This is a genomic window from Streptomyces sp. A 4/2 (assembly GCF_940670765.1).
GTDB lineage: Bacteria > Actinomycetota > Actinomycetes > Streptomycetales > Streptomycetaceae > Streptomyces.
On sequence record NZ_CALNVW010000061.1, the window covers coordinates 20,832 to 44,959 of the forward strand.

Annotated in this window: 21 protein-coding genes; 16 read left to right on the forward strand and 5 right to left on the reverse strand. The window is 72.3% G+C overall.

Annotation, left to right across the window (positions count from 1 at the left end):
- Positions 1–33 precede the first annotated feature (33 nt).
- Positions 34–1,836 carry a gamma-glutamyltransferase family protein gene (locus tag NBY69_RS35655; RefSeq protein ID WP_250306409.1) on the reverse strand — a complete coding sequence of 601 codons (1,803 nt, stop codon included), beginning with the start codon at positions 1,834–1,836 and terminating at the stop codon, positions 34–36.
- 630 nt (positions 1,837–2,466) lie between these two features.
- On the opposite strand from NBY69_RS35655, the gene NBY69_RS35660 reads away from it, so the two are divergent.
- From NBY69_RS35660 to NBY69_RS35690, 7 genes are all read left to right on the forward strand, one after another.
- The gene (locus NBY69_RS35660; RefSeq protein WP_250306411.1) at positions 2,467–4,182 is read left to right on the forward strand and encodes a hypothetical protein; all 1,716 of its coding nucleotides are present in this window, start codon (positions 2,467–2,469) and stop codon (positions 4,180–4,182) included.
- Between the two features lie 369 nt (positions 4,183–4,551).
- Positions 4,552–6,396 (forward strand): amino acid adenylation domain-containing protein, encoded by a 1,845-nt coding sequence (locus tag NBY69_RS35665; protein ID WP_284350276.1) that lies wholly within the window; start codon positions 4,552–4,554, stop codon positions 6,394–6,396.
- Positions 6,393–7,340, forward strand: coding sequence for a chlorinating enzyme (locus NBY69_RS35670; RefSeq protein ID WP_250306415.1), 948 nt, complete (start codon positions 6,393–6,395; stop codon positions 7,338–7,340). The genes NBY69_RS35665 and NBY69_RS35670 overlap by 4 nt, the downstream gene beginning before the upstream one ends.
- A gap of 98 nt (positions 7,341–7,438) precedes the next feature.
- Positions 7,439–8,737, forward strand: a complete 1,299-nt coding sequence (locus NBY69_RS35675) for an alpha/beta fold hydrolase (RefSeq protein WP_250306417.1) — start codon at positions 7,439–7,441, stop codon at positions 8,735–8,737.
- On the forward strand, positions 8,734–10,242 hold the full coding sequence (locus NBY69_RS35680) for an FkbM family methyltransferase (protein WP_250306419.1): 1,509 nt from the start codon (positions 8,734–8,736) through the stop codon (positions 10,240–10,242). The genes NBY69_RS35675 and NBY69_RS35680 overlap by 4 nt, the downstream gene beginning before the upstream one ends.
- On the forward strand, positions 10,239–11,087 hold the full coding sequence (locus NBY69_RS35685; protein WP_250306420.1) for a thioesterase II family protein: 849 nt from the start codon (positions 10,239–10,241) through the stop codon (positions 11,085–11,087). The genes NBY69_RS35680 and NBY69_RS35685 overlap by 4 nt, the downstream gene beginning before the upstream one ends.
- Positions 11,088–11,176: 89 nt before the next feature.
- On the forward strand, positions 11,177–12,343 hold the full coding sequence (locus NBY69_RS35690; protein WP_250306421.1) for an acyl-CoA dehydrogenase family protein: 1,167 nt from the start codon (positions 11,177–11,179) through the stop codon (positions 12,341–12,343).
- 79 nt (positions 12,344–12,422) lie between these two features.
- Here NBY69_RS35690 and NBY69_RS35695 read toward each other — a convergent pair whose 3' ends face one another.
- Positions 12,423–13,847, reverse strand: coding sequence for a cell wall metabolism sensor histidine kinase WalK (locus tag NBY69_RS35695; protein WP_250306422.1), 1,425 nt, complete (start codon positions 13,845–13,847; stop codon positions 12,423–12,425).
- Positions 13,844–14,578, reverse strand: coding sequence for a response regulator transcription factor (locus tag NBY69_RS35700; protein WP_250306424.1), 735 nt, complete (start codon positions 14,576–14,578; stop codon positions 13,844–13,846). Before NBY69_RS35700 ends, NBY69_RS35695 begins: the two co-directional genes overlap by 4 nt.
- Positions 14,579–14,829: 251 nt before the next feature.
- On the opposite strand from NBY69_RS35700, the gene NBY69_RS35705 reads away from it, so the two are divergent.
- The 3 genes from NBY69_RS35705 to NBY69_RS35715 are packed head-to-tail and all read left to right on the forward strand — an operon-like array spanning position 14,830 to position 17,475.
- Entirely contained in the window at positions 14,830–16,230 is a 1,401-nt protein-coding gene (locus tag NBY69_RS35705; RefSeq protein ID WP_250306425.1) for a ferric reductase-like transmembrane domain-containing protein, read from the forward strand.
- 11 nt (positions 16,231–16,241) lie between these two features.
- Positions 16,242–16,685, forward strand: a complete 444-nt coding sequence (locus tag NBY69_RS35710; protein WP_250306426.1) for an FMN-binding protein — start codon at positions 16,242–16,244, stop codon at positions 16,683–16,685.
- Positions 16,686–16,719: 34 nt separating this feature from the next.
- Entirely contained in the window at positions 16,720–17,475 is a 756-nt protein-coding gene (locus tag NBY69_RS35715) for an FAD:protein FMN transferase (RefSeq protein ID WP_250306483.1), read from the forward strand.
- 74 nt (positions 17,476–17,549) lie between these two features.
- Here the strand turns inward: NBY69_RS35715 and NBY69_RS35720 are convergent, their stop codons facing one another.
- Positions 17,550–17,921, reverse strand: coding sequence for a BlaI/MecI/CopY family transcriptional regulator (locus tag NBY69_RS35720; RefSeq protein WP_250306427.1), 372 nt, complete (start codon positions 17,919–17,921; stop codon positions 17,550–17,552).
- A gap of 135 nt (positions 17,922–18,056) precedes the next feature.
- Here NBY69_RS35720 and NBY69_RS35725 point away from each other — a divergent pair, with 135 nt between their 5' ends.
- The 5 genes from NBY69_RS35725 (at position 18,057) to NBY69_RS35745 (ending at position 22,169) form a co-directional block, all read left to right on the forward strand.
- The gene (locus NBY69_RS35725) at positions 18,057–18,692 is read left to right on the forward strand and encodes a DedA family protein (protein WP_250306428.1); all 636 of its coding nucleotides are present in this window, start codon (positions 18,057–18,059) and stop codon (positions 18,690–18,692) included.
- Positions 18,689–19,294 carry a phosphatase PAP2 family protein gene (locus NBY69_RS35730; protein WP_250306429.1) on the forward strand — a complete coding sequence of 202 codons (606 nt, stop codon included), beginning with the start codon at positions 18,689–18,691 and terminating at the stop codon, positions 19,292–19,294. The genes NBY69_RS35725 and NBY69_RS35730 overlap by 4 nt, the downstream gene beginning before the upstream one ends.
- A complete protein-coding gene (locus NBY69_RS35735) occupies positions 19,291–20,049 on the forward strand; it encodes a phosphatase PAP2 family protein (protein ID WP_250306431.1) in 759 nt (252 codons plus the stop codon). Before NBY69_RS35730 ends, NBY69_RS35735 begins: the two co-directional genes overlap by 4 nt.
- A 75-nt stretch (positions 20,050–20,124) precedes the next feature.
- Positions 20,125–20,787, forward strand: a complete 663-nt coding sequence (locus NBY69_RS35740; RefSeq protein ID WP_250306434.1) for a response regulator transcription factor — start codon at positions 20,125–20,127, stop codon at positions 20,785–20,787.
- The gene (locus tag NBY69_RS35745) at positions 20,784–22,169 is read left to right on the forward strand and encodes a sensor histidine kinase KdpD (RefSeq protein WP_250306435.1); all 1,386 of its coding nucleotides are present in this window, start codon (positions 20,784–20,786) and stop codon (positions 22,167–22,169) included. The genes NBY69_RS35740 and NBY69_RS35745 overlap by 4 nt, the downstream gene beginning before the upstream one ends.
- Here NBY69_RS35745 and NBY69_RS35750 read toward each other — a convergent pair.
- Positions 22,150–22,965, reverse strand: coding sequence for a hypothetical protein (locus tag NBY69_RS35750; protein ID WP_250306436.1), 816 nt, complete (start codon positions 22,963–22,965; stop codon positions 22,150–22,152). The genes NBY69_RS35745 and NBY69_RS35750 overlap by 20 nt on opposite strands.
- A gap of 200 nt (positions 22,966–23,165) precedes the next feature.
- Here NBY69_RS35750 and NBY69_RS35755 point away from each other — a divergent pair, with 200 nt between their 5' ends.
- Positions 23,166–24,011, forward strand: coding sequence for a hypothetical protein (locus NBY69_RS35755; RefSeq protein ID WP_250306437.1), 846 nt, complete (start codon positions 23,166–23,168; stop codon positions 24,009–24,011).
- Positions 24,012–24,128 lie beyond the last annotated feature (117 nt).

The window sequence follows — 24,128 nt, forward strand, 5'->3', positions numbered from 1 at the left end:
CTCAGCACACGGCAGTGACGGGCGGGGGCCCGCTCAGCGACCGACGGCGTAACCCTGCATTCCCCTGGGGTTCGCCGCAGCGCTCAGTACGCCGGTTCCGGGATCCCGGGCGACCGCGCACAGCCTGCCTTCCGACCAGGCGTCGCCGACCGTCACGTCGTGGCCGCGGCGGCGCAGCTCGTCGATGACGTCCTGCCCGATGCGGGACTCGACCGTGACGCTGCCGGGCCGCATGGTGCGGGGGTGGAAGGAACCGGGGAACGAGTCGTTGTGCCAGTTCGGGGCGTCGATGGCGCCTTGCAGGTCGAGGCCGCCCCGTACGGTCGCGCCGAGCGCCACCGCGAGGAAGAAGTGCAGCTGCCACTGGTCCTGCTGGTCGCCGCCCGGCGTACCGAAGGCGAGCACCGGGACCCCGTCGCGCAGTGCCAGGGACGGGGTGAGGGTGGTGCGCGGGCGGCAGCCGGGGGTGAGGGAGTTCGGCAGCCCCTCGTCCAGCCAGGCCATCTGGAGCCGGGTGCCGAGCGGGAAGCCCAGTTCGGGGACGACCGGGTTGGACTGGAGCCAGCCGCCGCTCGGGGTCGCGGAGATCATGTTGCCCCAGCGGTCGACGATGTCGAGGTGGCAGGTGTCGCCCCGGGTGGCGCCGTCCCGGGCGACGGTCGGCTCCCCCGCCCCGGCGGCCGGGATGCCCAACGCGTCGAAGCCGGGCTCACCAGCGGCGACGGCGGTGGCCTGCCTGCTGAGCCGCGGCTCGCGGCCCCCGGGGCTGCCGGGGCGCAGTTCGTGCGAGGCCCGGTCGGTGACGAGGGCGCGGCGCTCCGTGTTGTACGGGGCGGAGAGCAGCGTGTCGAGCGGTACGCCGGCGGCGTCGCCGTACCAGGCTTCCCGGTCGGCCATCGCGAGCTTGCAGCCCTCGACGAGGAGGTGGACGTACTCGGCGGATCCGTAGAGCGGAAGCTCCGGCGGGAGGATCGCCAACTGCTGGAGGAGGACCGGGCCCTGGCTCCAGCCGCCGGCCTTGCACAGGGTCCAGCCGTTCCAGTCGTACGTCGCGGGTTCCTCGTACGTCGCGGACCACCCGGCGAGGTCGGCCGCCGTGAGGGTGCCGGTGTGCCGCTTGCCGCTGGTGTCCAGGGTGGGCCTGGCCGCCTGGCGTACCAGCGCCTCGGCGACGAAGCCTTCGCGCCAGACCGTCCGGGCCGCGTCGATCTGCCCGGCCCGGTCGCCGGACGCCGCCTCGGCCTCGGCGATCACCCGGCGCCAGGTCGCGGCGAGCGCGGGGTTGCGGAACAGCTCGCCCGGCGCGGGGGACTTCCCGCCGGGCAGGTACACGTCGGCGGAGGAACGCCACTCGCTCTCGAAGAGTTCGCGTACGGACTCGACGGTCAGGCCGATGCGTTCGACCGGGGCATGTCCGTCCTCGGCGTACCCCACGGCGTACTTCAGCACCTCGGCGAGGGACTTGGTGCCGTGGTCGCGCAGCAGCATCATCCAGGCGTCGAAGGCGCCGGGCACCGCGGCGGCCAGCGGTCCGGTGCCGGGAACGAGGTCGAGCCCGAGCGAGCGGTAGTGGGCGACGGTGGCACCCGCGGGGGCGACGCCCTGTCCGCACAGCACCTGTACCCGGCCGTCCGCCGGGGCGAGGATCATCGGCACCTCACCGGCCGGGCCGTTGAGGTGCGGCTCGACGACGTGCAGGACGAAGCCCGCGGCGACGGCGGCGTCGTAGGCGTTGCCGCCGGCCTCCAGAACGGCCATCGCGGACTGCGAGGCCAGCCAGTGGGTGGACGACACCATGCCGAAGCTGCCCTGGAGGGTGGGCCGGGTCGTGAACATCACGCGTCACCTCGTCAGTTGTACGTGCAGGCGGACCGATCACGGCTCACGACCGGGGCCCGGGAGGATCCGCGGGATCCCGTCCCTGCCCGCTCGCTCACCTCGTCTTCGAGCAGGCTATCGATCTCGCGCCGCCGCTCACGACCCGCCTCCGGAAGGAAGCGCCGGCGTACTCCTTCGCCTTCCGCCCGGTTACGGGCCCGGATCCGGGGAGTTCAGCCGTGGTTCTCCCGATCGGTGACGGGTATGGTCCGGTCGGTGGAGTTCAGGTCCCGTAGCGCCGCGATCCGTTCCGAATACCGAGCCCCGGCTCCCATTCGGCCGTTTCCGTCGGCGCCGCCTGCTGCGGCCTACCACTTCTGGTCCCGGCCCCCGCCCCGGATCCCGAATTCGACCCGCTCGCCGCGCTCTTCGGGAGAGGAATTTCTTCCGGGAATACGCGAGCGTCGTCCCCGTCGGATCGCCACCTCTTTCCCGATAGCATGCGGAACGCCTGTACCGCCAGGGTATGAACACGTCGGCGCATGCGGGCACCGACTCCTCGTCAGCACTTCTTCGTCTCTTCGGATTCCCGGCCGGGCCCGGCACGGCGGCCCACCGGTTCGCTCTCTCGTCCCCCGTCAGGAGACCATGTTGCAGGCATATACCAGTTCCGTCCGAACAGCCGCGGACGAACCCGTCCCGGTCGTCGCCCCCGACGGGCGCACCGTGCCGTGGGAGGGCTTCTGTACCGGGCCCGTGGTGCTTTCCCCGGACGATTTGCAGGCGGTCTCCCACCGATTGCTCGGCCTCGATCTGTCCCAGGTACCGGCGGCGGCACGCGCCGAACTGGAGCCGTACGGAGCCCTGCGGGGCGAGCAGCCCGCCGTCGTCATCGGTGCCGCCACCAGCCTGAAGAAATGCTTCGAAGCCGATCTGGCGCATGTCGTCGAGGGCACGTCGCCTGACGACTTCGCGTCGTACAACGAAGCCCGCGCGGTCTATCTCGCCGGACCGGGTGACCTCGTCGTCGGGCGTACCGAGCCCTGGCGGCAGGCGGTCGCCGCGAGCGAGGCCGAAGGGGTGGAGGTTCCCGGCCTGGAGTTCTACTACCTCACGCACGCCCTGCTGACGCAGGCCATGACGTATGCCGAGTCCGGGGAGCGGACCGGCATGCACCGCATCGTGAGCCGCCTGCGCGAAGCCCCGCACACCGTGGTCCGGCTCTTCGCCCTCGATCTGGAGGCACAGATCCTCCTGGTCTGGCTGCGGCGTACGGCGGGCCCGGCCCGTCTGCGGGTGGATGCCAACGGTCCGGAGATCGGGCGGCTGTGGAACCACAAGACGACGCTCTACCCCACCGTCGAGGAGGCCGAGGGGCTGGCCGACGGCGCCCGGCGGGCGGATCCGTACGAGTTGCTCGCGGCGGAGTCGCATCTGACACCGTTCCACCGCGAGTTCGGCGTCGTGCTCCCGAGGGTCCCCGGATACTCGATCAGCAGGGCCGGGGCCGGCCTGGCCGAGGTGACCGCGCGGGTCGCCGGCGCGGCGCGGCTGCTGCGGGAGCGCTACGGCCTCCCCCTGGGCTGCTTCAAACCGGCGACGGGACTGACCGGCAGCAGGATCCGCACCGCCGTCCCGCTCGGCGACGAGGAGGCGCTGGGCGCGCTGGCGCGCCAGGCGATGGAGACCGAGGAGGACTACGTACTGGAGGCGCACACCGACTACCTGCGGCACCCGATCGACGGCTACGACTTCATCCTCGCGCCGTCCGCCCACGTCGTCGCCGGGCGGCTGGCCGAGGGGGCGACGATCCAGATCACGCGCGGCAGCGTCTGGGAGGGCAGCGTCTACATCGACGAGCACTCCTGCCGGAACGTGGGCATCACGGTGGAGCACTTCCGCTTCGTGCGGGAGGGGATGCGCGAGCTGCTCGGCGCCTTCGAGGGCAACGGCCGGAGTCTCGGCTTCGTCAAGGGCGGGGTCGACTTCGCGATCGCCCGGATCGGTGGACGGTTCGGCGAACGGCCCGTGGTGGGCATGCAGGACCTGAACCTCTCGTCCAACGGGGCCGAGTACGTCCGGGCCTTCCTCCGGGAGGCGCGCGAGGTGCGCGGCGCGGGCGTGCACGCGGCGACGAAGGTGGTCCGGCCCACCGCGGGAACCGACCTGCGGTGGCTGAAAGCCGCCGTCGACGCCGCGGACACCGGGCACCACACGCGGGTGATCACCTCCGTGCCGTCCCGCTGGGGCCTGATCGCGGTCGCGTGCCAGGAGCCCCAGGAGGCCGCTGAGGCCGTACTGGCACTGGAGGAACACCTGTACGACGAGGGGCTGCTGCGCACGGTGCTGCGCCACCGCGGCTGACCGCGCCGCCGCGCACAAAGCCACCGGATCGCGGTTTCCCCGACCGGGAAACCGCGATCCGGCCGAAGCCGAAAGGGGCTGCTGAGACTCCTGTGGTTTCGAGGTAATGCATTTAAACGGGTACCAGCCAACCCTGACCGGCTGTCAACAGAGGGGGTTGACGCTCAACCGGACAAAGTGGCAGCCTAATCGACGGCCCGTGACGATCAAGTTGCTCGTAATGCATTGTGCGATCCGTTACCGCATTCCGAATTCTCTTGAGGGGACACGTGAGTGCAATCAGCAGCGCAAATCGAGACTAACGGCACTACGGTAAACGGAACTCCGCCCGATGGTCCGGAGTCTTCCCTGACCCATCTGTTCAAGGCCGTGGTCCGGCAGTATCCGGACCATATCGCGGTGACCGATGGCGACAGTGAACTGACGTACCGGGAACTCGACGCGAAATCCGATGCGATAGCCGACGAGTTGCTTTCCGCCGGTGTCGTCGCGGGCAGCCACGTCGGCTTGTACGTCGCCCGCGGATCCGGGACGGTGGCGGGTCTGCTCGGAATTCTCAAATGCGGCGCGGCCTATGTACCCATCGACCCGAACTACCCTGCCGAGCGTGCACGGTGGACCGTGGGTGACAGTGCGTCAGTGGCCGTGGTGACCACGTCGGATCTCGCCCCGGCGTTCACCGGACTCGATGTGCGGACCGTCCGCCTGGACCTGCTGCCCGCGAGTGGCGCGCCCCGGCCCGACGCCGTACACCCGGGCGGCACCGGCCCCGCCTACATCATCTACACCTCGGGTTCCACCGGTGAGCCCAAGGGCGTCCTGGTCGGGCACCACGAGGTCGTGCGCCTCTTCTCGGCGACCCGGGAGTGGTTCGGGTTCGGGCCCGACGACGTGTGGACGGTCTTCCACTCGGCCGCCTTCGACTTCTCCGTATGGGAGATCTGGGGCGCCCTGCTGCACGGCGGACGGCTGGTCGTCGTCCCCCGTGACGTCGCCCGCTCCCCGGCGGCCTTCCACGAACTGCTGCGCTCCGAAAGGGTCACTGTCGTCAACCAGACTCCGGCCGCCTTCCGGCGGCTGGCCGCGGTGGACGCGCGAGCACCGCTCCCGCTGGAGAGTCTGCGCACGGTCGTACTCGGCGGCGAGCGGCTCGACCCCGCGACGCTGCGCGACTGGATCGACCGGCACGGCGACGAGCGCCCGGAGCTGGTCAACATGTACGGCATCACCGAGGCGACCGTGCATGCCTCGTACCGTCGCCTGTCACGGGCGGATCTCGACGCGGACGGCCCCAGCCCCATCGGAGTCCCGCTGCGGGACCTCACGTTCCATGTACGGGGCCCGGACGGCGAGCCGGTCCCCGACGGGCAGCCCGGTGAACTCCACATCGAGGGGCCGGGGGTGGCTGCCGGATACCTCCATCGCCCCGAACTCACACAGGAACGTTTCTCCGGGAGCGCCCCGCACACCGGCGAGCGGAGCGAGGCCGCGAGCGCGCACCGGGCCTGCCGTACCTTCCGCACCGGTGACCGCGTGGTCCGCCTCGACGACGGGCAGTACGGCTACCTGGGGCGCACGGACGACCAGATCAAGATCCGCGGCTTCCGGGTCGAGCCCGGGGAGGTCGAAGCCCTGCTCGGCCGGCACCCGCTGGTGGCGTCCGCCGTCGTGCTGCCTCGCGACTACGGAGAGGACGACGTCCGGCTGATCGCCTGTGTCGTGCCCACCGAAGGGTCCACCGACGGCGCGCCGGAGAAGCTCGTCGACGAACTGCGCGACCTGGCGCTCGGCCTGCCGGACCAGCTGCGGCCCTCCGCGTACGAGCTTCTGGAGACGCTGCCGCTCACGCCCAACGGCAAGGCCGACCGCGCGGCGCTGAGCGCCCTGGTCCGGGACCGCCACCGGACCGACAGTACGGAGACTGGCGGCGCGGACGCGGCCGGCGCGGGAATCGCCGCCGTCCAGGCGCGTGTCACAGCGATCTGGCGTTCCGTCATCGACATCGACGACATCGGCCCCGACGCCGATTTCTTCGACCTGGGCGGCACCTCGCTGACTCTGCTGCGCATGTTCGAGCAGGTGAACAAGGCCTTCGGCACGGACCTCGACATCACGGTGCTGATCGAGGGCGCGACGGTACGCAACCTCGCCTCCCATGTGGCCGCCGTCGCCGCACCGGGCAGCCCCCTCCCACGAACCGAGGAGTTCGGATGACTTCGCAGGCAGAGAGCTTCGCCCTCGACGCACAGCAGTTGGCGGACTTCCACGCGCGCGGATACGCGGGTCCGTTCACGCTCTACGAACCGGACGAGATGAAGGACATCTGGCGGCGGGAACGGCTGCGGCTGCTGGACCGCACGGACGCCGTCTACCAGGACCGCGCCGCGGTGTCCGGCACCACCAACATCGCCAACTACGACCGGCATCTCGACTCCGACTTCCTCGCCGACCACATCACCAGGCCGGAGATCGTGGACCGGGTCAGCCGCATCCTCGGGCCGGACGTGCTGTGCTGGCGCACCGAGTTCTTCCCGAAGTACCCGGGCGACGAGGGAACGGACTGGCACCAGGCCGACACCTTCGCCAACGCCTCCGGCACCCCGCAGATCCAGTGGCCGGACGGCTCCGACTTCGGTGGCACGATCACCGTGTGGACCGCCTTCAGCGAGGCGAGCGTGGATATGGGGTGCCTGCAGTTCATCCCCGGCACCCACCGCACCATGTACTACGACGAGACCAAGCGCATGCACTACGTCCCGGACAAGGTCAACTCCGTGGAGAAGGACGGGATTCGCCGTGGCTTCTTCGGCTACGACTACCGCGAGCTCCAGATCGACGAGGACTGGACCCCTGACGAGTCGCAGGCCGTGAACATGGAGATGCGGGCGGGCCAGTTCATCGTCTTCTGGTCCACCCTGATGCACGCCTCCCACCCGCACAGCGGCCGGAGCCGCGACATGCGGATGGGTTTCGCCTCCCGTTACGTGCCCACCTCCGTGGAGGTCTACCCCGGCACGGACTCCATCGAGGAGTACGGAGGCCGAGTGAGCCTCGACCGCTACGGCGCGGTCCTGGTGCACGGCGAGAACACGCACACCCACAACCGGATCGCGACGCACACCACACGCAACCGCCCGTTCCGGGCTCCGGGCGTCTGAGGGACCGTACGCGGGCGGTGTCCGTGGCCACCGGGTCGCCGGGCGGTCGGCTCCCCGTACCGAGAGGCGGTCCGATGGAGGAGGGAAGCGCATCAACCATGCCTGACACAGAGGCCGGTCCACGATTGTCACAAGGCAACGGCCCGCGACCGGCACCGGGCAACGGCCCGCGATCGGCACCGGGCAACGGCCCGCGATCGGCGCAGAGCAGCGCGGACGCCGTACCGCTGCAGGAACTCGCCGCCGCCCTGCTCGATCTGGAACCGCTCCTGAGCGCCGTGCCCGAGCGCCTGCGGGTGACTCCGCCTGCGGGGTCGGACCCTGGCTCCGTACGGGTGCTGCAAGCGGCGCTGGACGCGCTCGCGGCCCGGCTGGACATGCCCGGGGTCACTGTCGTCCCGTCCGGCGACGGGCTGTGGTCCGTGGAACTGGCCGTCAGCAGACGGCTGGCCCGCGCGCTCGGCACGGCGCCGGCGGAGGCGGTGATCCACGCGGACGCCTCCGCGGTCGACCGCGCCGTGCGGGCCGTACACGCCACTCCCCCGGGCCGGCCGGTCCCGCTGCGCGCCCACGACGGCACCCCGCTGCGCGGCTACCGGGCAGGGGCGGCGGACGCACCCGCCGTGGTGGTGGTGATGGCCTGCGGCATGCCGGTCGGCCTGGCGGCCCCCTGGTTGCGGGCGCTGTCCGGGACCTGCCAGGTGGTGACCTGGGAGAGCCGTGGCATGTTCGCCGCCGGGGACGGTCCGGGGCTGCCCGCCCTGACCGGACACGACCTCGCCGCGCAGGCAGCCGACGTCCTTGCCGTCCTCGACGGTTTCGGCATCGGTGAGGCGCACGTCATGGGGTTGTGCGGCGGCGCGGCCCTCGCGCTGGCCGCTGCCGCGGCCTCGCCCCGGGTGACCTCGCTCAGCCTGTGGCACGGCGACTACGAACTGGGCGAGGACGCCCCCAAGACACCCCATCAGCGTGACGTCGAGGGCCTGTTGGCGATGGCGAGCCGCAGCCCCCGGCACGCCGAGGGCCTGCACCGGATGATGCGCAGGCCACAGGCCTTGGACGCGCTGCGTCCCGAGGTCGCCCACCACCTTCTCCACCCTTATGCCTCACCGGAGTTGATGCACCGCTACGGGCTCCTCAACGGCGTCATCATGAGCACGGACTACCGTCCGCTCCTCAGGGAGGTGCGGCAGCCGACGCTGGTCGTCTCCAGCGAACAGGACACGACAGCCCATCCCGAGGGGTCCGTCCAGGTCGCGGAGCGGCTGCCCTGCGCGACGTTGCGGATGATGCCGCACGGGGATCACCTGTCGGCCTTCGGCGCGGACCCCGGACTCGTGGGCCTGTTGTCGGACTTCATGCGGGACATCCACGGGACGACCGAGAGGGACACATGACCGACCTGACCACTCCCGTCGCACCAGCCGCCGACGCCGAGGCGGACCGAGCCCTGACAGCGGCGTTCCGTACCCACCCCGCCGTCCTGGACGCCGATGTCCTGGGACCTGTCCGGCCGGTCTTCGGACAGGCCCTGGGCGCCCCGGACCGCACCGCCTGTCTCCTCCCCGATCCGGAAGCCGCCGCGCTCCTGCACCGGGCCGCCGCGCTGGAGGCCGCCGGGAGGCTGGGGCGGCTGAGCTGGCACGAACCGGCGGACGACCTGCTCGTCGCCGGAGTCAGCCGCACGGAGACCGACTTCCTGTACCGCGAGATCTTCACCGACAACGCCTATCTGCGACACGGCATCACCCTGCCGGACCGCGCGGTCGTGCTGGACGTCGGCGCCAACATCGGGATGTTCACCCTCCGCGCCGCCCTGGCCAGTCCCGGCGCCCGGATCGTCGCCGTGGAACCCGTCGCCGAACTCGCGGCGGCCGTCGCCCTCAACGCCGAGTTGTACGGACTCGACGTCACCGTACTGAACTGCGCCCTGGGCAGCGTCACGGGCGAGAGCGACTTCACCTACTACCCCGGCAACAGCGTGATGTCCGGCCGGTTCGCGCATCCCGACGAGGACGTCGAGGTGCTGCGGCGCTACCTCGTCACCGGCGAGGAGGCCACTCAGGGCCCGCAGCTCGGCAGGCTCGCCGCCGACCGGCTGACGGCAGAGGCCCGCCGCTGCGAGGTCAGCACCCTGACGCGGGTGATCGCCGAACAGCGGCTGGAGCGGATCGACCTGCTGAAGATCGACGTGGAGAAGGCCGAGGCCGAGGTACTGGCGGGGATCGACGACGCGTCGTGGAGCCGCATCGACCGCATCGCCATGGAAGTCCACGACCTCGACGGACGGTTGAAGGAACTGGTCTCGCTGCTGCGGGACCGGGGCTTCGAGGTCTCTCACGACCAGGACCCCCGGCTCGTGCTGACGCCCTGTCACAATGTCTACGCCTACGCGCCGCACCGTCCGGCCCGGCAGCTGCCGCCCGCACCGCCGAACACCGCCGGCCGGCCCGGTGGCCCCACCCTGCGGGTGCTGGAACGCGAACTCCGGGACCTCGCGGCCCGGAACGCCCCCGGCCTCGCGGTGCCCGGCCGCTTCGCCGTCGTGGCGGATCTCGACGAGGCCCGCCGGACCGCGCCCACCGGGGACGGCGGCTCGCCGCAGCTCCCGTCCGGGCCCGGCACCGCCGTACTCGCCGAGATCTGGACGGACATCTTCGGTCCCGGCACCGTGCGCCCCGACGCCAACTTCTTCGCCCTCGGCGGGAACTCCCTCACCGCGGTCCGTCTGCTGGCGCAGCTGGAGGACCGGCTCGGGGAGGACGTGCTGGCACCGGACACCGTCTTCACCGCCGACAACTTCGCGGAGATCGCCGCCGCGCTGGAGGCCGGACTGCCACCGGAGGAATCCGCCGGTACGCCGGGAGGCGCACCGCACCCCGACCGGCCCGGCGCACGGTGACGGCACCCGCCGGAGCGGCGTCCGCCCCGGACGGACCCGGGCCGCCGCACACGACTTCGCCGAGCGGCCTCTTCCACCGGCCCCTGCCCCGCCCGCACGCCGCCCTGCGGCTGGTGTGCCTGCCGCACGCGGGCGGTGGGACCTCGGTGTTCCGGGACTGGCCGGCGCGCCTGCCCGCGGACGTGGAGCTCGTCGCCGTACGGCTGCCCGGCCGTGAGAGCCGCATCCGGGAGCGCCCGTTCACCTCGTGGACGACGCTGGTGGACGTGGTGGCCGACGCACTGGCCCGGGAAGTCCCCGCGCCGTACGTCCTGTTCGGGCACAGCCTGGGCGGCATGCTCGCGTACGAACTGACGATGCGCGGGGCGTCCACCGCCCCGCCGTCCGGCGCCGCACCACCCGCCCCGCAGCTGCCCGAGCGCCTGATCCTGGCCGGCTGCCGGGCCCCCGACGTACCGTCACCGCACCCGGGTCTCCACGACGTGCCCCGCGACCGGTTCGCCGCCGATCTCGCCGCGCTGGCCGGGTCGCCTCCCGAGGTCCTGCGCAACCGCGCGCTGCTGGGCCTGCTGGAGCCGATGCTCCGAGCCGATCTGGAACTGGCCCAGACCTGGCCGTGGCGCGAACCGCTCCCCCTGCCGGTACCGCTCACCGTGTTCGACGCGTCCGACGATGTCATGGCGCCGCCCGAGGCGGTCGCCGGCTGGCGGCGGTACGCGCCGCTGGGCGTGCGGGCGCACCATCTGTCCGGAGGTCACTTCACCCTCCACGAAGACCCGGAGCGCTTCCTGACGCTGCTGCGCGGCGAACTGCTCCCGGCGGCGGGGCGCGTCCCGACCCGGTGACGCCCACCGGTGACGGCCGCCCGAAATCCCCGCGCCGTCTGACATCCCCTCACCCCCCGTTCCCACACCCGCGGAGAGGCCCGGACCCTATGCGTTCCCCGTACTTCACAGCCGAGCACGACGCCTTCCGCCAGGAGGTGCGTGCCGTACTGGCAGCCGAGACGGAGGGGGCCGCCGATGTCTGGGAACGGGAGTGCCGTGTGCCGCGCACCCTGTGGAAGACGCTCGCGGACCACGATCTCCTCGGGCTGCTCCACTCACGGGAGAACGGCGGCACCGACCGCGATCTGTTCACCTCGGTCGTGTTCCTGGAGGAACTGGGCCGCACCGGGTACGGCGGCATGCGGGCTGCCGTCTCCGTCCACGCCTACATGGCGACGCACTATCTGGGGGCCGTCGGCAGTCCGGAACTGCGCGCCGCCTATCTGACCCCGGCCGTCCGGGGTGAACGCGTCGCCGCGCTGGCCCTGACCGAACCCGGGGCGGGATCGGACCTGTCCGGGCTGTCCACCACGGCCTCGCGGGACGGCGAGCACTACGTCGTGCGCGGCGCGAAGAGCATGGTCAGCAACGGCACCACGGCCGACTTCCACGTCACCGCGGTCCGCACCACCCCGGTGACCGACGGGGCGCACAGCGGCCGGACCGGACTGTCGCTGCTCGTCATCGACGCGAACGCCTCCGGAGTCACCGTAGAACCGCAGCCCACCCTCGGCTGGCGCGCGGCAGGTACCGCGGGCGTGACGTACGACGGGGTGCGCGTGCCCGCGGGGAACCTCGTCGGGCGGCAGGACAGCGGCTTCTACTACCTGATGCGCGGACTCCAGCTCGAACGGCTCGCGGCTGCGGCCCTCGCGCTGGGCGGAATGGACCGCTGCCTCGAACAGACCCTCCGCTTCGCCCGTGGCCGCAGGATCTTCGACGGGCCGCTCGCCGGACTCCAGGCGCCCCGGCACCGGCTCGCCGGACTGGCGACGGAACTGGAGGCGGCCCGCCAGCTGGTCCACCACACGGCCTGGCTCCTCCAGCAGGGGGAACTCCCGGTGACCGCATGCTCGATGGCCAAGCTGTACACCACCGAACTGGCGTGCCGGATGGCCGACTTGAGCCTGCAGTTACAGGGTTCCCACGGATATCAGGACGGGTCCGAGGCCGCCCGGGTGTACCGGGACGCACGGGCCGCGACCATCGCCGCCGGTCCCAGCGAGGTGATGCGGGACATCGTCGCCGGGGATCTGCCGGGAGCCATGGGCTGAGCCTGGGAATCCTGCCGGAACCGGCGGCCGGGCCGGGGACGGGGACGGGGACCGATGCTGCCGCCGCACGGGCGCCCGGTCACTGCGGGAGGGTGAGCAGGAACATGGTGCGGCCGGGCTCGCTGGCCAGCGTGACGGTGCCACCGTGCGCGGTGATCACGGCGTGCACGATGGCGAGGCCGAGGCCGGTGCTCCCGGTACTGCGGGAGCGGCTGTGGTCCGCGCGGACGAAGCGGCCGAAGACCTCCGGCTGAAGCTCCGCGGGGATGCCGGGGCCGTTGTCGGTGACGGTGAGCCGGGCGGTGGCGCCGTCGGCGGTGAGCGTGACCGTCACCTCGGTGCCGTTCGGGGTGTGGGTCCGCGCGTTGGCGAGCAGATTGCCGATGGCCTGCTGCAGCCGGTGGGCGTCGCCGGTGACGGTCACCGGCTCCTCGGGCAGGTCGAGGAGCCAGCGGTGTGCGGGGCCCGCGGCGCGGGCGTCGGCTGTCGCGTTGAGCACCAGCAGGGTCAGATCGACCGTCTCGTGTTCGAGCGGGCGCCCGGCGTCGAGACGGGCGAGCAGCAGCAGATCGTCGACGAGACGGCTCATCCGCTGCGATTCGGACTCGATGCGCTCCAGCGCGTGCCGGACCTCGGCGGGTACGGAACCGTCGTGGCGCAGGGCGAGTTCGGCGTGGCCGCGGATGTTGGCCACCGGGGTGCGCAGTTCGTGGCTGGCGTCAGCGGCGAAGTGCCGGAGCCGTTCCTCGCTGGCCTGGCGGCGGGTGAGGGCGTCCTCGACATGACCGAGCATCCGGTTCAGCGCGGTACCGACCCGGCCGACCTCGGTCCGTGGGTCGGTGAGCGGCAGCGGGGCGGGCATGGCGACCTCTCCGCTGGCGAGCGGCAGCCGGGCCACGTTCACCGCCTGTGAGGTGACGCGTTGCAGGGGGCGCAGGGAGACCCGTACCCACAGGGCTCCCGCCACACCGGTGGCGATCAGCGCCGCGCCGAACACCGCGGCCTCGACCGCTTCGAGGCGGTGGACCGTCTCCTCGACGGGACGCAGCGGCAGACCGGTGATCATGATGTCGTGGTCGTCGCCGTGCACGGCGGTGACCCGGTAGGCGCCCAGTGCGGACAGCCGGACGTCGTGGCCCCGGTCGTCGACGGGCACGTCCGCGAGCGCGGCCCGGTCGTGCGTGCTGAGCGTCACCTCGTGGTCCGTCGCCTCGTCGACCACGGCGGCCTGGGTGACCCCGCCGTTCAGCAACCGGGCGCCGAACGTGGCATCGGCCTGGCCGCGGGTGTCGGGCCGGTTGTCCGCGTCGGGCCGGGCCTCGTGCTCCAGGCTGGCGGCGAACCGGCCGCCGGAGGACTCCAGTTGCTGGTCCAGCCTGCCGAGCAGGAATCCCTGGAGGGCGAGGGCGGTGGTGACGCCCACCGCCAGACAGGCCGCGGCGAGCAGCAGGACGAGTCCGGCGGTGAGCTGGCCGCGCAGGGTGTGCGGGGGCGGGCGCCTCACCTGGAATCCGGCTTGAGCACGTAGCCGACACCCCGGACCGTGTGGATCATGGGGGTCCGGCCGGCGTCGATCTTCTTGCGCAGATAGCTGATGTACAGCTCGACGATGTGGGCCCGGCCACCGAAGTCGTACGCCCACACCCGGTCGAGGATCTGCGCCTTGGAGAGCACCCGCCGCGGGTTGCGCATCAGGAACCGCAGCAGCTCGAACTCGGTCCGGGAGAGGTCGACGACGCTGCCGTCCCGTCTGACCTCCCTGGCCTCCTCGTCCATCATCAGGTCGCCGACCGTGAGCCAGTTCTCGCCCGGCGCCGCCGTCATCCCGGCCCGGCGCAGCAGGCCGCGCAGCCGCGCGAGTACCTCCTCCAGGCTGAAGGGCTTGGTCACGTAGTCGTCGCCGCCCGCGGTGAGCCCGGCGATGCGGTCCTCGACCGCGTCGCGTGCGGTCAGGAACAGGACACAGACGCTGCGCGCCTCCTGCCGCAGTTCGCGCAGGACCTGGAGGCCGTCGAGGTCGGGGAGCATCCAGTCGAGGACGACGGCGTCCGGGCGGAAGTCCCGGGCGGTCGCGAGCGCCGAGGCGCCGTCGGCCGCCGTACGGACCTGCCAGCCCTCTCCGGCGAGCACCCCGGCGAGCACTTCGGTCAGGTCGGGTTCGTCGTCGACGACCAGGACCCGTACCGGGTCCCCGTCGGGGCGGCGGAGGAAGGACTGTGTGCGTGGATCTTCCATGATCTGCCCAGCATCCCCCGCGCGGGCGGTCCACGCGGGCGGCCTCGCCTCTGAGTTTCCTCTGAACTCCGGGACGGAACGCGGGACGGTCCCGGGACGGCGCCTGGGTGGGACGGCGGGCCGAACCCCGGTGGGGAGGGGAGGGCGCGCCCGCGCCGCCCGGCGCTCCGGGCCCGCGTTCAGAAAGTACACAGAGGTTGAGCTGTGAGGCTGACCGCCCGTCGCCGGAGCCGACCCCGCCGAGGAGACCCATGGCCAGCACCTCCGCCTCCACCACCACGCCCGCCCGCACCTCCGTGAACCGCGGCCTGCGCCACCGGCGCCCGCGGCGCAGCCTGGTGCCCCGGCTCGTGCCCCTGGTGATCTGGGCGGGCGCGGCCGGGGTGCTCGCGCTGTGGTGGAGCGACACGACGTCCGTCGTCGGCCCTGCGGGCTGGCTGACCGGTGCGGGCCGCATCACCGGCCTGCTCGCCGGGTACGCCTGCGCCGTTCTGCTGGCCCTGATGGCCCGGGTTCCGCTGCTCGACCACAGCATCGGCACCGACCGGCTGGCCCGGTGGCACGCGCTGGGCGGCCGGTGCACCGTGTCGCTGGCCCTGGCCCACACCCTGCTGATCATCTGGGGTTACTCGCTGACCGCGCACACGGGTGTGGTGAGCCAGGGCACGGACCTGGTCCTGCACTACCCGGACCTGTTGAAGGGGACGGCCGGGTTCCTGTTGTTCCTGGCCACCGGGGTGCTCTCGGCGCGTGCGGCGCGCCGCAGGATGAGTTACGAGAAGTGGCACTTCCTGCACTTCGCCACGTATCTGGCGGTCTTCCTCACCTTCTTCCACCAGCTCTCGAACGGTGCGGACTTCGTCGGCAACCAGAAGGCCCAACTCGCCTGGTACGCGCTCTTCCTGGGGGTCGGCGCGCTGGTGCTCGTGTACCGGTTCGTGCTGCCCGTACGGCGCGGACTGCGCCACCGGCTGCGGGTCTCCGCGGTGCGCCCCGAGGCGCCCGGCGTGGTCTCGGTCCACTTCACCGGCCGGTATCTGACGGAACTCGGCGCCGAGCCGGGCCAGTTCTTCCGCTGGCGCTTCCTCGCCCCGGGACTGTGGTGGACCGCCAACCCGTACTCGCTCTCCGCCCCCGCCGAGCCGCACGCGCTGCGCATCACGGTGAAGGCGGCGGGCGGGCACAGCGCGGCCCTGGCCGGGCTCCGGCCGGGCACCCGGGTCTGGGCCGAGGGTCCGTACGGCAGCTTCACCGCGCGCCGGCAGACCGTGCCCAAGGTGCTGCTGCTCGGCGGTGGCGTCGGCATCACGCCCCTGCGGGCCCTGTTCGAGACGCTGCCGGGGCAGGTGACGCTCATCCACCGGGTCCGGCGCCCGGCGGACCTCGTGCACCGGTCGGAGCTGGACGCGATAGCCGCCCGGCGCCGGGCGGCCGTGCACTATCTCGTCGACGGGCCGGACCCGCTGACCGGCGGGCCGGGCCACCGTCCGGGCCCGCTCACCGCCCGCACGCTGAGCGGTCTGGTGCCCGATCTGGCCGCGCACGAGGTCTATCTCTGCGGTCCACCCGGCATGACGGAGGCCGCGATCACCGCCCTGCGCGATGCCGGGGTGCCGTCGCACCGTATCCACCACGAGTCGTTCGCGCTCTGAGAGGAGCAGTCATGCGCAGAGCCGTCCTCATCACTGCCGCGGGCAGCGCGCTGGTCGTCGCCCTGCTCGCGCTCAAACCCCACCAGCCGCCGGCACTGGCGGGGGTGACCCCGCGCCCGGCGGAGACCGCTTCGCCGCACGCCACCACCGGGGCCGGGCCGGGGGCCGGCGGGTCCCGTACCGGCACGTTCACCGGCGACCCGGTCGACACGCAGTACGGCACCGTGCAGGTCTCCGCCACCCTGGCGCGGGGAAGGATCACCGCGATACGGGTCCTCCGGGCGCCCGACAGCAACGGGCGGGACCAGCAGATCGCCGCCTACGCGCTGCCCCGGCTGACCCGGGAGGCGCTGGGCGCCCAGAGCGCGCACATCGACGCGGTCTCCGGGGCGAGTTACACCAGCCAGGGATATGTGCGGTCCCTGCAGAGCGCGCTGGACCGGTCCGGTGGCTGAGGCGGGGCGCGGGCTGCGCCATGTCGAGCACGTGATGGGCACCGTCTTCTCCTTCGACATCCGCGACGCCCCCACCGCCACCGTCCACCGGGCCCTCGCACAGGCCGTCCGCGATCTGCACCGGGTCGACGCCGTGTTCTCCACCTACCGTCCGGACAGCGCCATCAGCCGGCTCGACCGCGGTGAACTGACGCTCCAGGACTGCCCGCCGGAGGTGTACGAGGTGCTGTCGCTCTGCGCGCGGGTGGCCGGGGTCAGCGACGGCTGGTTCAGCATCGTGCCGGACGGCACCCTGGACCCGTCCGGGCTCGTCAAGGGCTGGGCGGGCGAGGCCGCTTCCCTGCTCCTCCACGAGGCGGGCGCGAGCAACACCTGTGTCAACGCCGGGGGTGACCTCCAGCTCCGCGGCGAGGCCGCCCCCGGGATCCCCTGGCGCGTCGGCATCGCCCACCCGCTGCGCCCGGCCGCACAGGCCGCGGTCGTGGTGGGCCGCGATCTGGCAGTCGCCACGTCCGGCACCGCCGAACGCGGCCCGCACATCCTGGATCCGCACCGGGGCACACCCGCCTCGGGCCTGGCGTCCATCACCGTGACGGGTCCGCTGCTGACCATGACGGACGCGTACGCGACAGCCGCGTTCGCCATGGCGGACGGTGCGTACGCGTGGGTGGAGTCGCTGGCGGGGTACGAGGCACTCGCCGTGCTGCCCGACGGCCGGATGTGGCGGACCCCTGGCTTCCCGGCACCGGACAGCCCTGCGGCGCCTCCGCCGGGTGACCGCGCGCGGTGACTACGCGCCGGATGACGGCAGTACTCCCGGACCGCCCCGGTCCGGGAGTACTGCCCCGGCGGGAGGGCGGGCGCTCACAGCGAACCGTCCTCCAGCAGCTCGCGCAGCAGCCGCTCGTCGTCGGCGCCGAGTCCGTCGACGAAGCGGGCCAGCACCGTCCCGCGGTCGCTGTCGCTGTTCAGCGCCCGGTGCATCCGGCGTGCGGTGAGCCCGTGGGCGTCCTGGAGCGGGGTGTACGCATAGCCCCTGCCGGACCGCTCCCGGGTCACGACCCCTTTGTCGTACAGGCGGGACAGGATGGTCGTCACCGTGGTCCGGGCGGGCGGCGGCGCGAGCTGCTGCTGCACCTGCCCCGGAGTCTGTGGCGCACCGGCTGCCCAGAGGGCCGCCACGACGCTCGCTTCGAGTTCGCCCGCCTGACGGCGGTCGGCACTGCTGCCTGTCATGGAACGCTCCTCACCCCGCTATCGTCTACAGTTACGTAGACCGTCTACTGAACTGTAGTCGCTTCGGTGGTCCGCCACCCTCTCCTCGTCCTACAAGAAAGGCCGGGATCCTTGTTTGCAGCTTCCTCACTCGCGGTGAACGTTCTTGACGCGCAATCCCTGCTGACCGCTTTCGGCGTGGCCGGAATCGCCGCGGTGCTGTTCGCCGAGACCGGTCTGCTGGTCGGGTTCTTCCTGCCCGGCGACTCCTTGCTGTTCACCGCGGGGCTGCTGTGCACGGGCACCTCCACGAGCAGCCTGAACCTGTCGCTGCCCCTGGTACTCCTGTCCTCCGCGCTGGGCGCTCTCGCCGGTGCGCAGTGCGGGTACCTGATCGGCCGGAAGGCCGGGGGCGCGCTGCTCGCCCGCAGCCGTTCGGAACACCTGCGGAAGGGGGCGGCGCGCGCCGAGGAACTCCTCGAACGGTACGGCTACGCGAAGGCGATCGTCCTCGCCCGCTTCGTCCCCGTGGTGCGCACCGTGCTGAACCCGATGGCGGGCGCCCTGGGCGTACCGGTCCGGACGTTCACGCTCTGGCAGGTGGTCGGCGGGATCGTGTGGAGCCAGGGGGTGACGCTCGCCGGGTACGCGCTGGGGTCGTCCATCCCGAACGTGGACCACTACCTGCTGCCGATCATCGCGGTGATCGTCGTCGTGTCTCTGCTGCCTCTCGCCATCGAGCTGCGACGCTCCCGCAAGAACCGCACGCGAGCAAACGGAGTCAGCGGATGAACCTCGCCTACAACGGATCCTCCATCGACGGGGGTGCCTACACGAGCACCGTCGATCTGGCGCACCGGGCACCCGCCTGGCTGGATTCCCTCATCTCGACCTGGTCGTCGTACGGGCTCGCCCTGTTCGCCGTGCTGATGCTCGTCGGATGGTGGCGGGCGCGCCGCGAGGGGGCCCCGGCAGCTCTCATGGCGCTGGCCGCGCCGGTGATCGTGGTGCTGGCGTACTGCGTCAACGACGCGGTCAAGCTGGTGGTGCGGGAGGACCGTCCCTGTCAGAGCCTGCATGTGACGACGCTGGAGACGTGCCCGGCCCCGGGCGACTGGTCGTTCCCCAGCAACCACGCGGCTCTCGCCTTCGCCGCGGCGGTGGCGCTGTTCTTCGTCTCCCGGCGCCTCGGCCTGGTGGCCCTGGTCTGCGCCGTCGCGATGGCCGCGTCGCGGGTCTGGGTGGGCGCGCACTACCCGCACGACGTGGCCGTGGGCGCGCTGGTCGGCGCGCTGGTCGCACTGGTGCTGGCAACAGCCCTGCGCCGACGGCCGGAGACCCTGGCGAGGAGGCTCACGGACACCCGGCTGCGTCCGCTGCTGGTCTCGTCGTGAATCACCGCAGCGCCGCCGGTCCCGCCCTGCCGGCGGCGCTCGGCTGCCTGGTGGCGTTCACGCTGCTGGCCGTGGAGGTGGCCGGCCACCACGGCGCTCCGCTGCTCATGGACAGTGCGCTGGAGTCCTGGTCGGTGCGGCACCGGCCCGCGATGGCGGTCGCCGTGGCGCGCGGCATCACCTCCACGGGCACCGGAGTGATCCCGTACCTGCTCGCCGCGCTGGCGGGCGTCGTGGTCGGACGCGGTGCGCGGCAGCGGGTGGTCTCCGCCGTCGCCGCGCTCGCCTTCCTCGGCGCGGTCCAGCTGGTGCGGTACGGGGTGATGTCCGCCCTCGCGCGACCGCGTCCGCCGATGGGCGACTGGGCCGCCCGCGCCTCGGGCTGGTCGTTCCCTTCCGGGCACACCACCACGTCCGCGGCCACGGCGGGCCTGCTCATGGCGGCGGTGCTGCTGCGGGCGCCGCGCAACAAGCGGGTGCTCGCCACGCTCATCGGCTGCTGGGCCGTGCTGGTGGGGCTGAGCCGGGTGTATCTCGGGGTCCACTGGTCCACCGACGTGATCGGCGGCTGGCTGTTCAGCGTCTTCTGGCTGAGCGTCGGCATCCTGCTGCTGGTCCGGTTCCGCCCGGACATCGGACGGTACGGGCCACGGTCCCGGCCGCCCTCCGCCGAACCCGCCGAACCCGCCGAACCCGCCGGACCCGCCGGACCCGCCGGACCCGCCCACCTGTCGGACCGCTCGCCGCGGATCTGACGACCCGCCGCAGATCCGGCACCTCACCGCAGAACCGTAGATCTGACAACCCACGCCGCAGAGAGGAGGCCGACCGTGCAGCAGCGGATCCTGGTCGTCGAGGACGATCACGCCTTGCGGGACGTCCTGCGGCGCGGCCTGCGCGACGAGGGCTTCGAGACGGTCCCGGCGCAGGACGGCGCGAGCGCCCTGCGGCTGGCGGCCGACGGCGTCGACGCGGTGGTGCTGGACGTCGGGCTGCCCGACGCCGACGGCCGGGACGTCTGCCAGGCGCTGCGGGCGAACGGTTTCCTCTCCCCCGTCATCTTCCTGACCGCCCATCACCGGCTCACCGACCGGCTCACCGGGTTCTCCGCGGGCGGCGACGACTACCTGCCCAAGCCGTTCCACCTCGCGGAGCTCGCCGCCCGGCTGCGAGCGGCGCTCAAGCGCACCGGCCCGACGGCCCCCGCCACGGCAGGAGACCTGGTCCTGGACGCCGTACGGCACTCCATGACGGTCCGGGGCACCTCCGCCGGGCTGACCCCGACGGAGTTCCGGCTGCTGGCCGCGCTCATGGCATCGGCGGGAGGTCTCGTCCGCAGACGCGAACTGATCAGGGCGGGCTGGCCGGAGGGCTCGCAGGTCAGTGACAACACCCTGGACCAGTACCTGACCCGGCTGCGCCGCAAGCTTCGCGACGCGGGCAGCGAGCTGACGATCAGCACGGCCCGCGGGGTCGGCCACCGGCTCTCATGACGGCCTTCCCGTCCCGCTGGTGGCCGCGCACCCTGCGCGGCCGGCTCTCCCTGGTCGCGGTCACCACCGCGGCGCTCCTGATGGCGATCCTCACCGTCGTCTTCAACACGGTCGCCCGGCAGCACCTCCAGCACCAGGCCGACGACCACCTGCGCACCCGGGCCACCGCGGTCGCCACGACGGTCGACACCGGTGGCGGCTCCGTCCACGTGCTGGAGTCGCCGAACGACACACTGCTGGACGACAACGTGTGGATCTACGCGGGCGGGCACCTGCTCGAACATCCGCCGAGCACCTCCGCCACGCACCCCCTCACCCGCGCCGCCGATGCTCTCGCCGGACACGGCGGGCAGGGCTGTACGACCCTGCACACCGGCCGAGCGGTCCGGCTGTGCGCGGTTCCCGTCCCCACCGCGGGCGGCGCCGCTTCCCGCGCCGTGGTGGTCACCGCCCTGGACCTCGCGCCCTACCTCAGCTCCGCCGACACCCTGCTCTTCGCGTCCGTCGCACTGGACGTCACCATGCTGGCCTGCACCTACGCCCTGACCCGGCTGGCAGTGGGCCGGGCACTGCGCCCGGTGCACACCATGACGGACCAGGCCGCCCGGTGGAGCGCCGCCGACTCCGACGAACGCTTCCGCGGCCGGGCGGGTCCCACCGAACTCACCCAGCTGGGCGGCTCGTTGGACGCGCTCCTGGACCGGATACGGGCCGTGCTGCGGCACGAGCAGCAGCTGACCAAGGAGCTGTCGCACGAGCTGCGCAACCCGCTGGCCCGGATCATCGCCGAACTCGACTGGCTGCAGGACCGTCCCCGTTCGGCGCAGGACACCCGCACCTGCCACACGGCCGTCGCCGACGCCGCGCAGTCCATGCGGGCGATCTGCGAGACCCTGCTCGACGACGCGCGGGCGGGCGCCCGCAGCTCGCCCGGTACCGCCGTCGTACTGCCGGTGCTGGACCGGCTGGCGCAGACCGTTGCCGAGGAGGGCCCCGACGGTCCCCGGGCACCGGGAGTCACCGTCGTGGGCGAGGACCCGGAACTGACCGCCGGGGTCTCCCCCGCGCTGCTCGAACGCATCGTCGGCCCGCTCCTCGACAACGGCCTGCGCCATGCCGGTTCGGGCGTCACCGTGCGGGCCGTCCGGCTGCCCGGCGCCGTACGGATCGATGTCACCGACGACGGGCCGGGGGTGCCGGGTCCGTTCACGCCGTACCTCTTCCACCCCGGACAGCGCGCTACGCCCGACGACGGGCACACCGGAGCGGGCCTGGGTCTCTCGCTCGCGCGACGCCTGGCCCGCTCCGCCGGAGGTGATGTCCATTACGACGAACTGCACGCCACCGGGGCGCGGTTCGTGGTCAGTCTGCCGGCCGGGTGAGCTCCACGCGCTCCGTGGCGTCCCTGCGCGCGACGGTCAGATACACGACCAGGGCGAGGATCACCGCCAGGAACAGCACGCTGGTGACCACGGTCCCCAGGCCCAGCCCGCCGTCGCCGGTCGGCTGCGAGAGGTAGTCACCCATGGACGCCCCCAGCGGGCGCGTGAGCACATAGGCGATCCAGAAGCTCCATACGGCGTTCAGGCCCATCGCGAAGTGCGCCACCCCGACCGCGGCGATGGCCAGCGCGAAGAGCACCGCGGACACCCAGTAGCCCAGGGACAGTTGCTCGGCCACCAGGTCGCCGGCGGCGGTGCCCAGCGCGAAGGTGAACAGGACGGCCAGCCAGTAGTAGACCTCGCGGCCCACCGTGTCGATGCTGTGGATGGAGAGGGTGCGTTCGGCCCTGAACCAGGCGACGAACACCACCGCGAGCACCACCGCGAACACCGCGGTGGTGTCCTGCAGCGGCACTCCCAGGTTGTCGGTGAGGTTGTCACTGATCAGAGTCCCGACCACACTGATCAGCACCACGGCCAGCCAGTAGATGCCCGGCCGGTAGGCGGGGCAGCGGAACTGCCAGACCAGGGCCGCCACCAGCAGCACGCTCATGACGAGCGAGGTGCCGGTCAGCCCCAGCCCCAGCTGGGAGTTGAGGTAGTCGGCCCCGGTCTCGCCGACCGTCGTGCAGAGCACTTTGATCACCCAGAAGTAGAGGGTGACCTCGGGAACCTTGTTCCAGCGCAGGCCGTGACCGCGGGCGGCGCCGGGCCTGCTGTACGTATCGGATGTCATGACGCCAGACCGTGCCACCGGGAACCTGAACACATCCTGAGCGCCGCCCCGCGGACCGGCTGCCACCTCTGTACGTCTACAGTAACGTAGACGCTCGATGGGCGGTCCACGGCTGCCCGCCGGATTCCCCGGCCGCGGCATGCCCGGACGGGGAACGGCAGTTGACACGGCGCCCGGCGCCTGGAGGGGCGGAACAGACCATGCGAGAGCCAGTGACCCGACCGGCCGTCGAACCGGCACCCGAGAACGGAGGCCCGCGCAGCGCAGGCGCAGCGCGGGCCGTGCAGGGCTGGAGCAAGGTACCGGAGGTCACCGCCTGGTTCTGGATCGTCAAGGTACTCACCACCGGGGCGGGCGAGACCGCCTCGGACTACCTCGCCCGGGTACTCGGCCCGATCCCGGCCGGCAGCATCGGGCTGGTCGGTCTGGTGGCCCTGCTGGTGCTCCAGTTCCGCACGGCCCGCTACGGCGCCTGGACGTACTGGTCGGCGATCGTGATGGTGAGCGTGTTCGGCACGATGGCCGCCGACGTCGTCCATGTGGTGGCGGGCGTCCCCTACCTGGTCTCGACCGTGGGATTCTCGGTCGTCCTGACCGCCGTCCTGATGACCTGGTACGCCTCCGAGGGCACCCTCTCCATCCACAGCATCCGCACCCGCCGCCGCGAGGGCTTCTACTGGGCGACCGTGCTCACCACCTTCGCCCTGGGCACCGCCGTCGGCGACCTCACGGCCGGAACCCTGCACCTCGGCTACCTCACCTCGGGCGTGGCTTTCGCAGCGCTCATCGCGGTACCCGCGCTGGCCCGGCGCTTCCTCGGGCTCAACGCGGTCGCCGCCTTCTGGTGGGCGTACGTGCTGACCCGGCCGCTCGGCGCCTCGTTCGCCGACTGGATGGGCGTGTCCACCCAGCGCAGCGGCCTCGGCTGGGGCACCGGCCCCGTCACCCTCGCCCTGCTGGTGCCGATCCTGCTCCTCGTCAACCACCTGGCCGTGAGCGAACGCCGCGCGGCGCCGAGGCCCCGAGCGGCGCACCGGGCGGGCTGACCACCCGGCGGGCCGCCCCGCGAACCGGCCTGTCACTGCGCGTGTGCGGATTAAACCGAACAGCGGTGACGTTGTGCCTGATCAGAGCCGATTCGCGGAAGAGTCGGGCGAAACTGG

Bases quoted from the DNA above. Each gene is read 5' to 3' on its own strand.
- NBY69_RS35670 (WP_250306415.1), top strand. From the start codon at position 6,393: ATGACTTCGCAGGCAGAGAGCTTCGCCCTCGACGCACAGCAGTTGGCG.
- NBY69_RS35705 (WP_250306425.1), top strand. From the start codon at position 14,830: ATGGCCAGCACCTCCGCCTCCACCACCACGCCCGCCCGCACCTCCGTG.
- NBY69_RS35660 (WP_250306411.1), top strand. From the start codon at position 2,467: ATGTTGCAGGCATATACCAGTTCCGTCCGAACAGCCGCGGACGAACCC.
- NBY69_RS35715 (WP_250306483.1), top strand. From the start codon at position 16,720: ATGGGCACCGTCTTCTCCTTCGACATCCGCGACGCCCCCACCGCCACC.
- NBY69_RS35680 (WP_250306419.1), top strand. From the start codon at position 8,734: ATGACCGACCTGACCACTCCCGTCGCACCAGCCGCCGACGCCGAGGCG.
- NBY69_RS35745 (WP_250306435.1), top strand. From the start codon at position 20,784: ATGACGGCCTTCCCGTCCCGCTGGTGGCCGCGCACCCTGCGCGGCCGG.
- NBY69_RS35750 (WP_250306436.1), bottom strand. From the start codon at position 22,965: ATGACATCCGATACGTACAGCAGGCCCGGCGCCGCCCGCGGTCACGGC.
- NBY69_RS35710 (WP_250306426.1), top strand. From the start codon at position 16,242: ATGCGCAGAGCCGTCCTCATCACTGCCGCGGGCAGCGCGCTGGTCGTC.
- NBY69_RS35655 (WP_250306409.1), bottom strand. From the start codon at position 1,836: ATGTTCACGACCCGGCCCACCCTCCAGGGCAGCTTCGGCATGGTGTCG.
- NBY69_RS35700 (WP_250306424.1), bottom strand. From the start codon at position 14,578: ATGGAAGATCCACGCACACAGTCCTTCCTCCGCCGCCCCGACGGGGAC.
- NBY69_RS35690 (WP_250306421.1), top strand. From the start codon at position 11,177: ATGCGTTCCCCGTACTTCACAGCCGAGCACGACGCCTTCCGCCAGGAG.
- NBY69_RS35755 (WP_250306437.1), top strand. From the start codon at position 23,166: ATGCGAGAGCCAGTGACCCGACCGGCCGTCGAACCGGCACCCGAGAAC.
- NBY69_RS35720 (WP_250306427.1), bottom strand. From the start codon at position 17,921: ATGACAGGCAGCAGTGCCGACCGCCGTCAGGCGGGCGAACTCGAAGCG.
- NBY69_RS35675 (WP_250306417.1), top strand. From the start codon at position 7,439: ATGCCTGACACAGAGGCCGGTCCACGATTGTCACAAGGCAACGGCCCG.
- NBY69_RS35730 (WP_250306429.1), top strand. From the start codon at position 18,689: ATGAACCTCGCCTACAACGGATCCTCCATCGACGGGGGTGCCTACACG.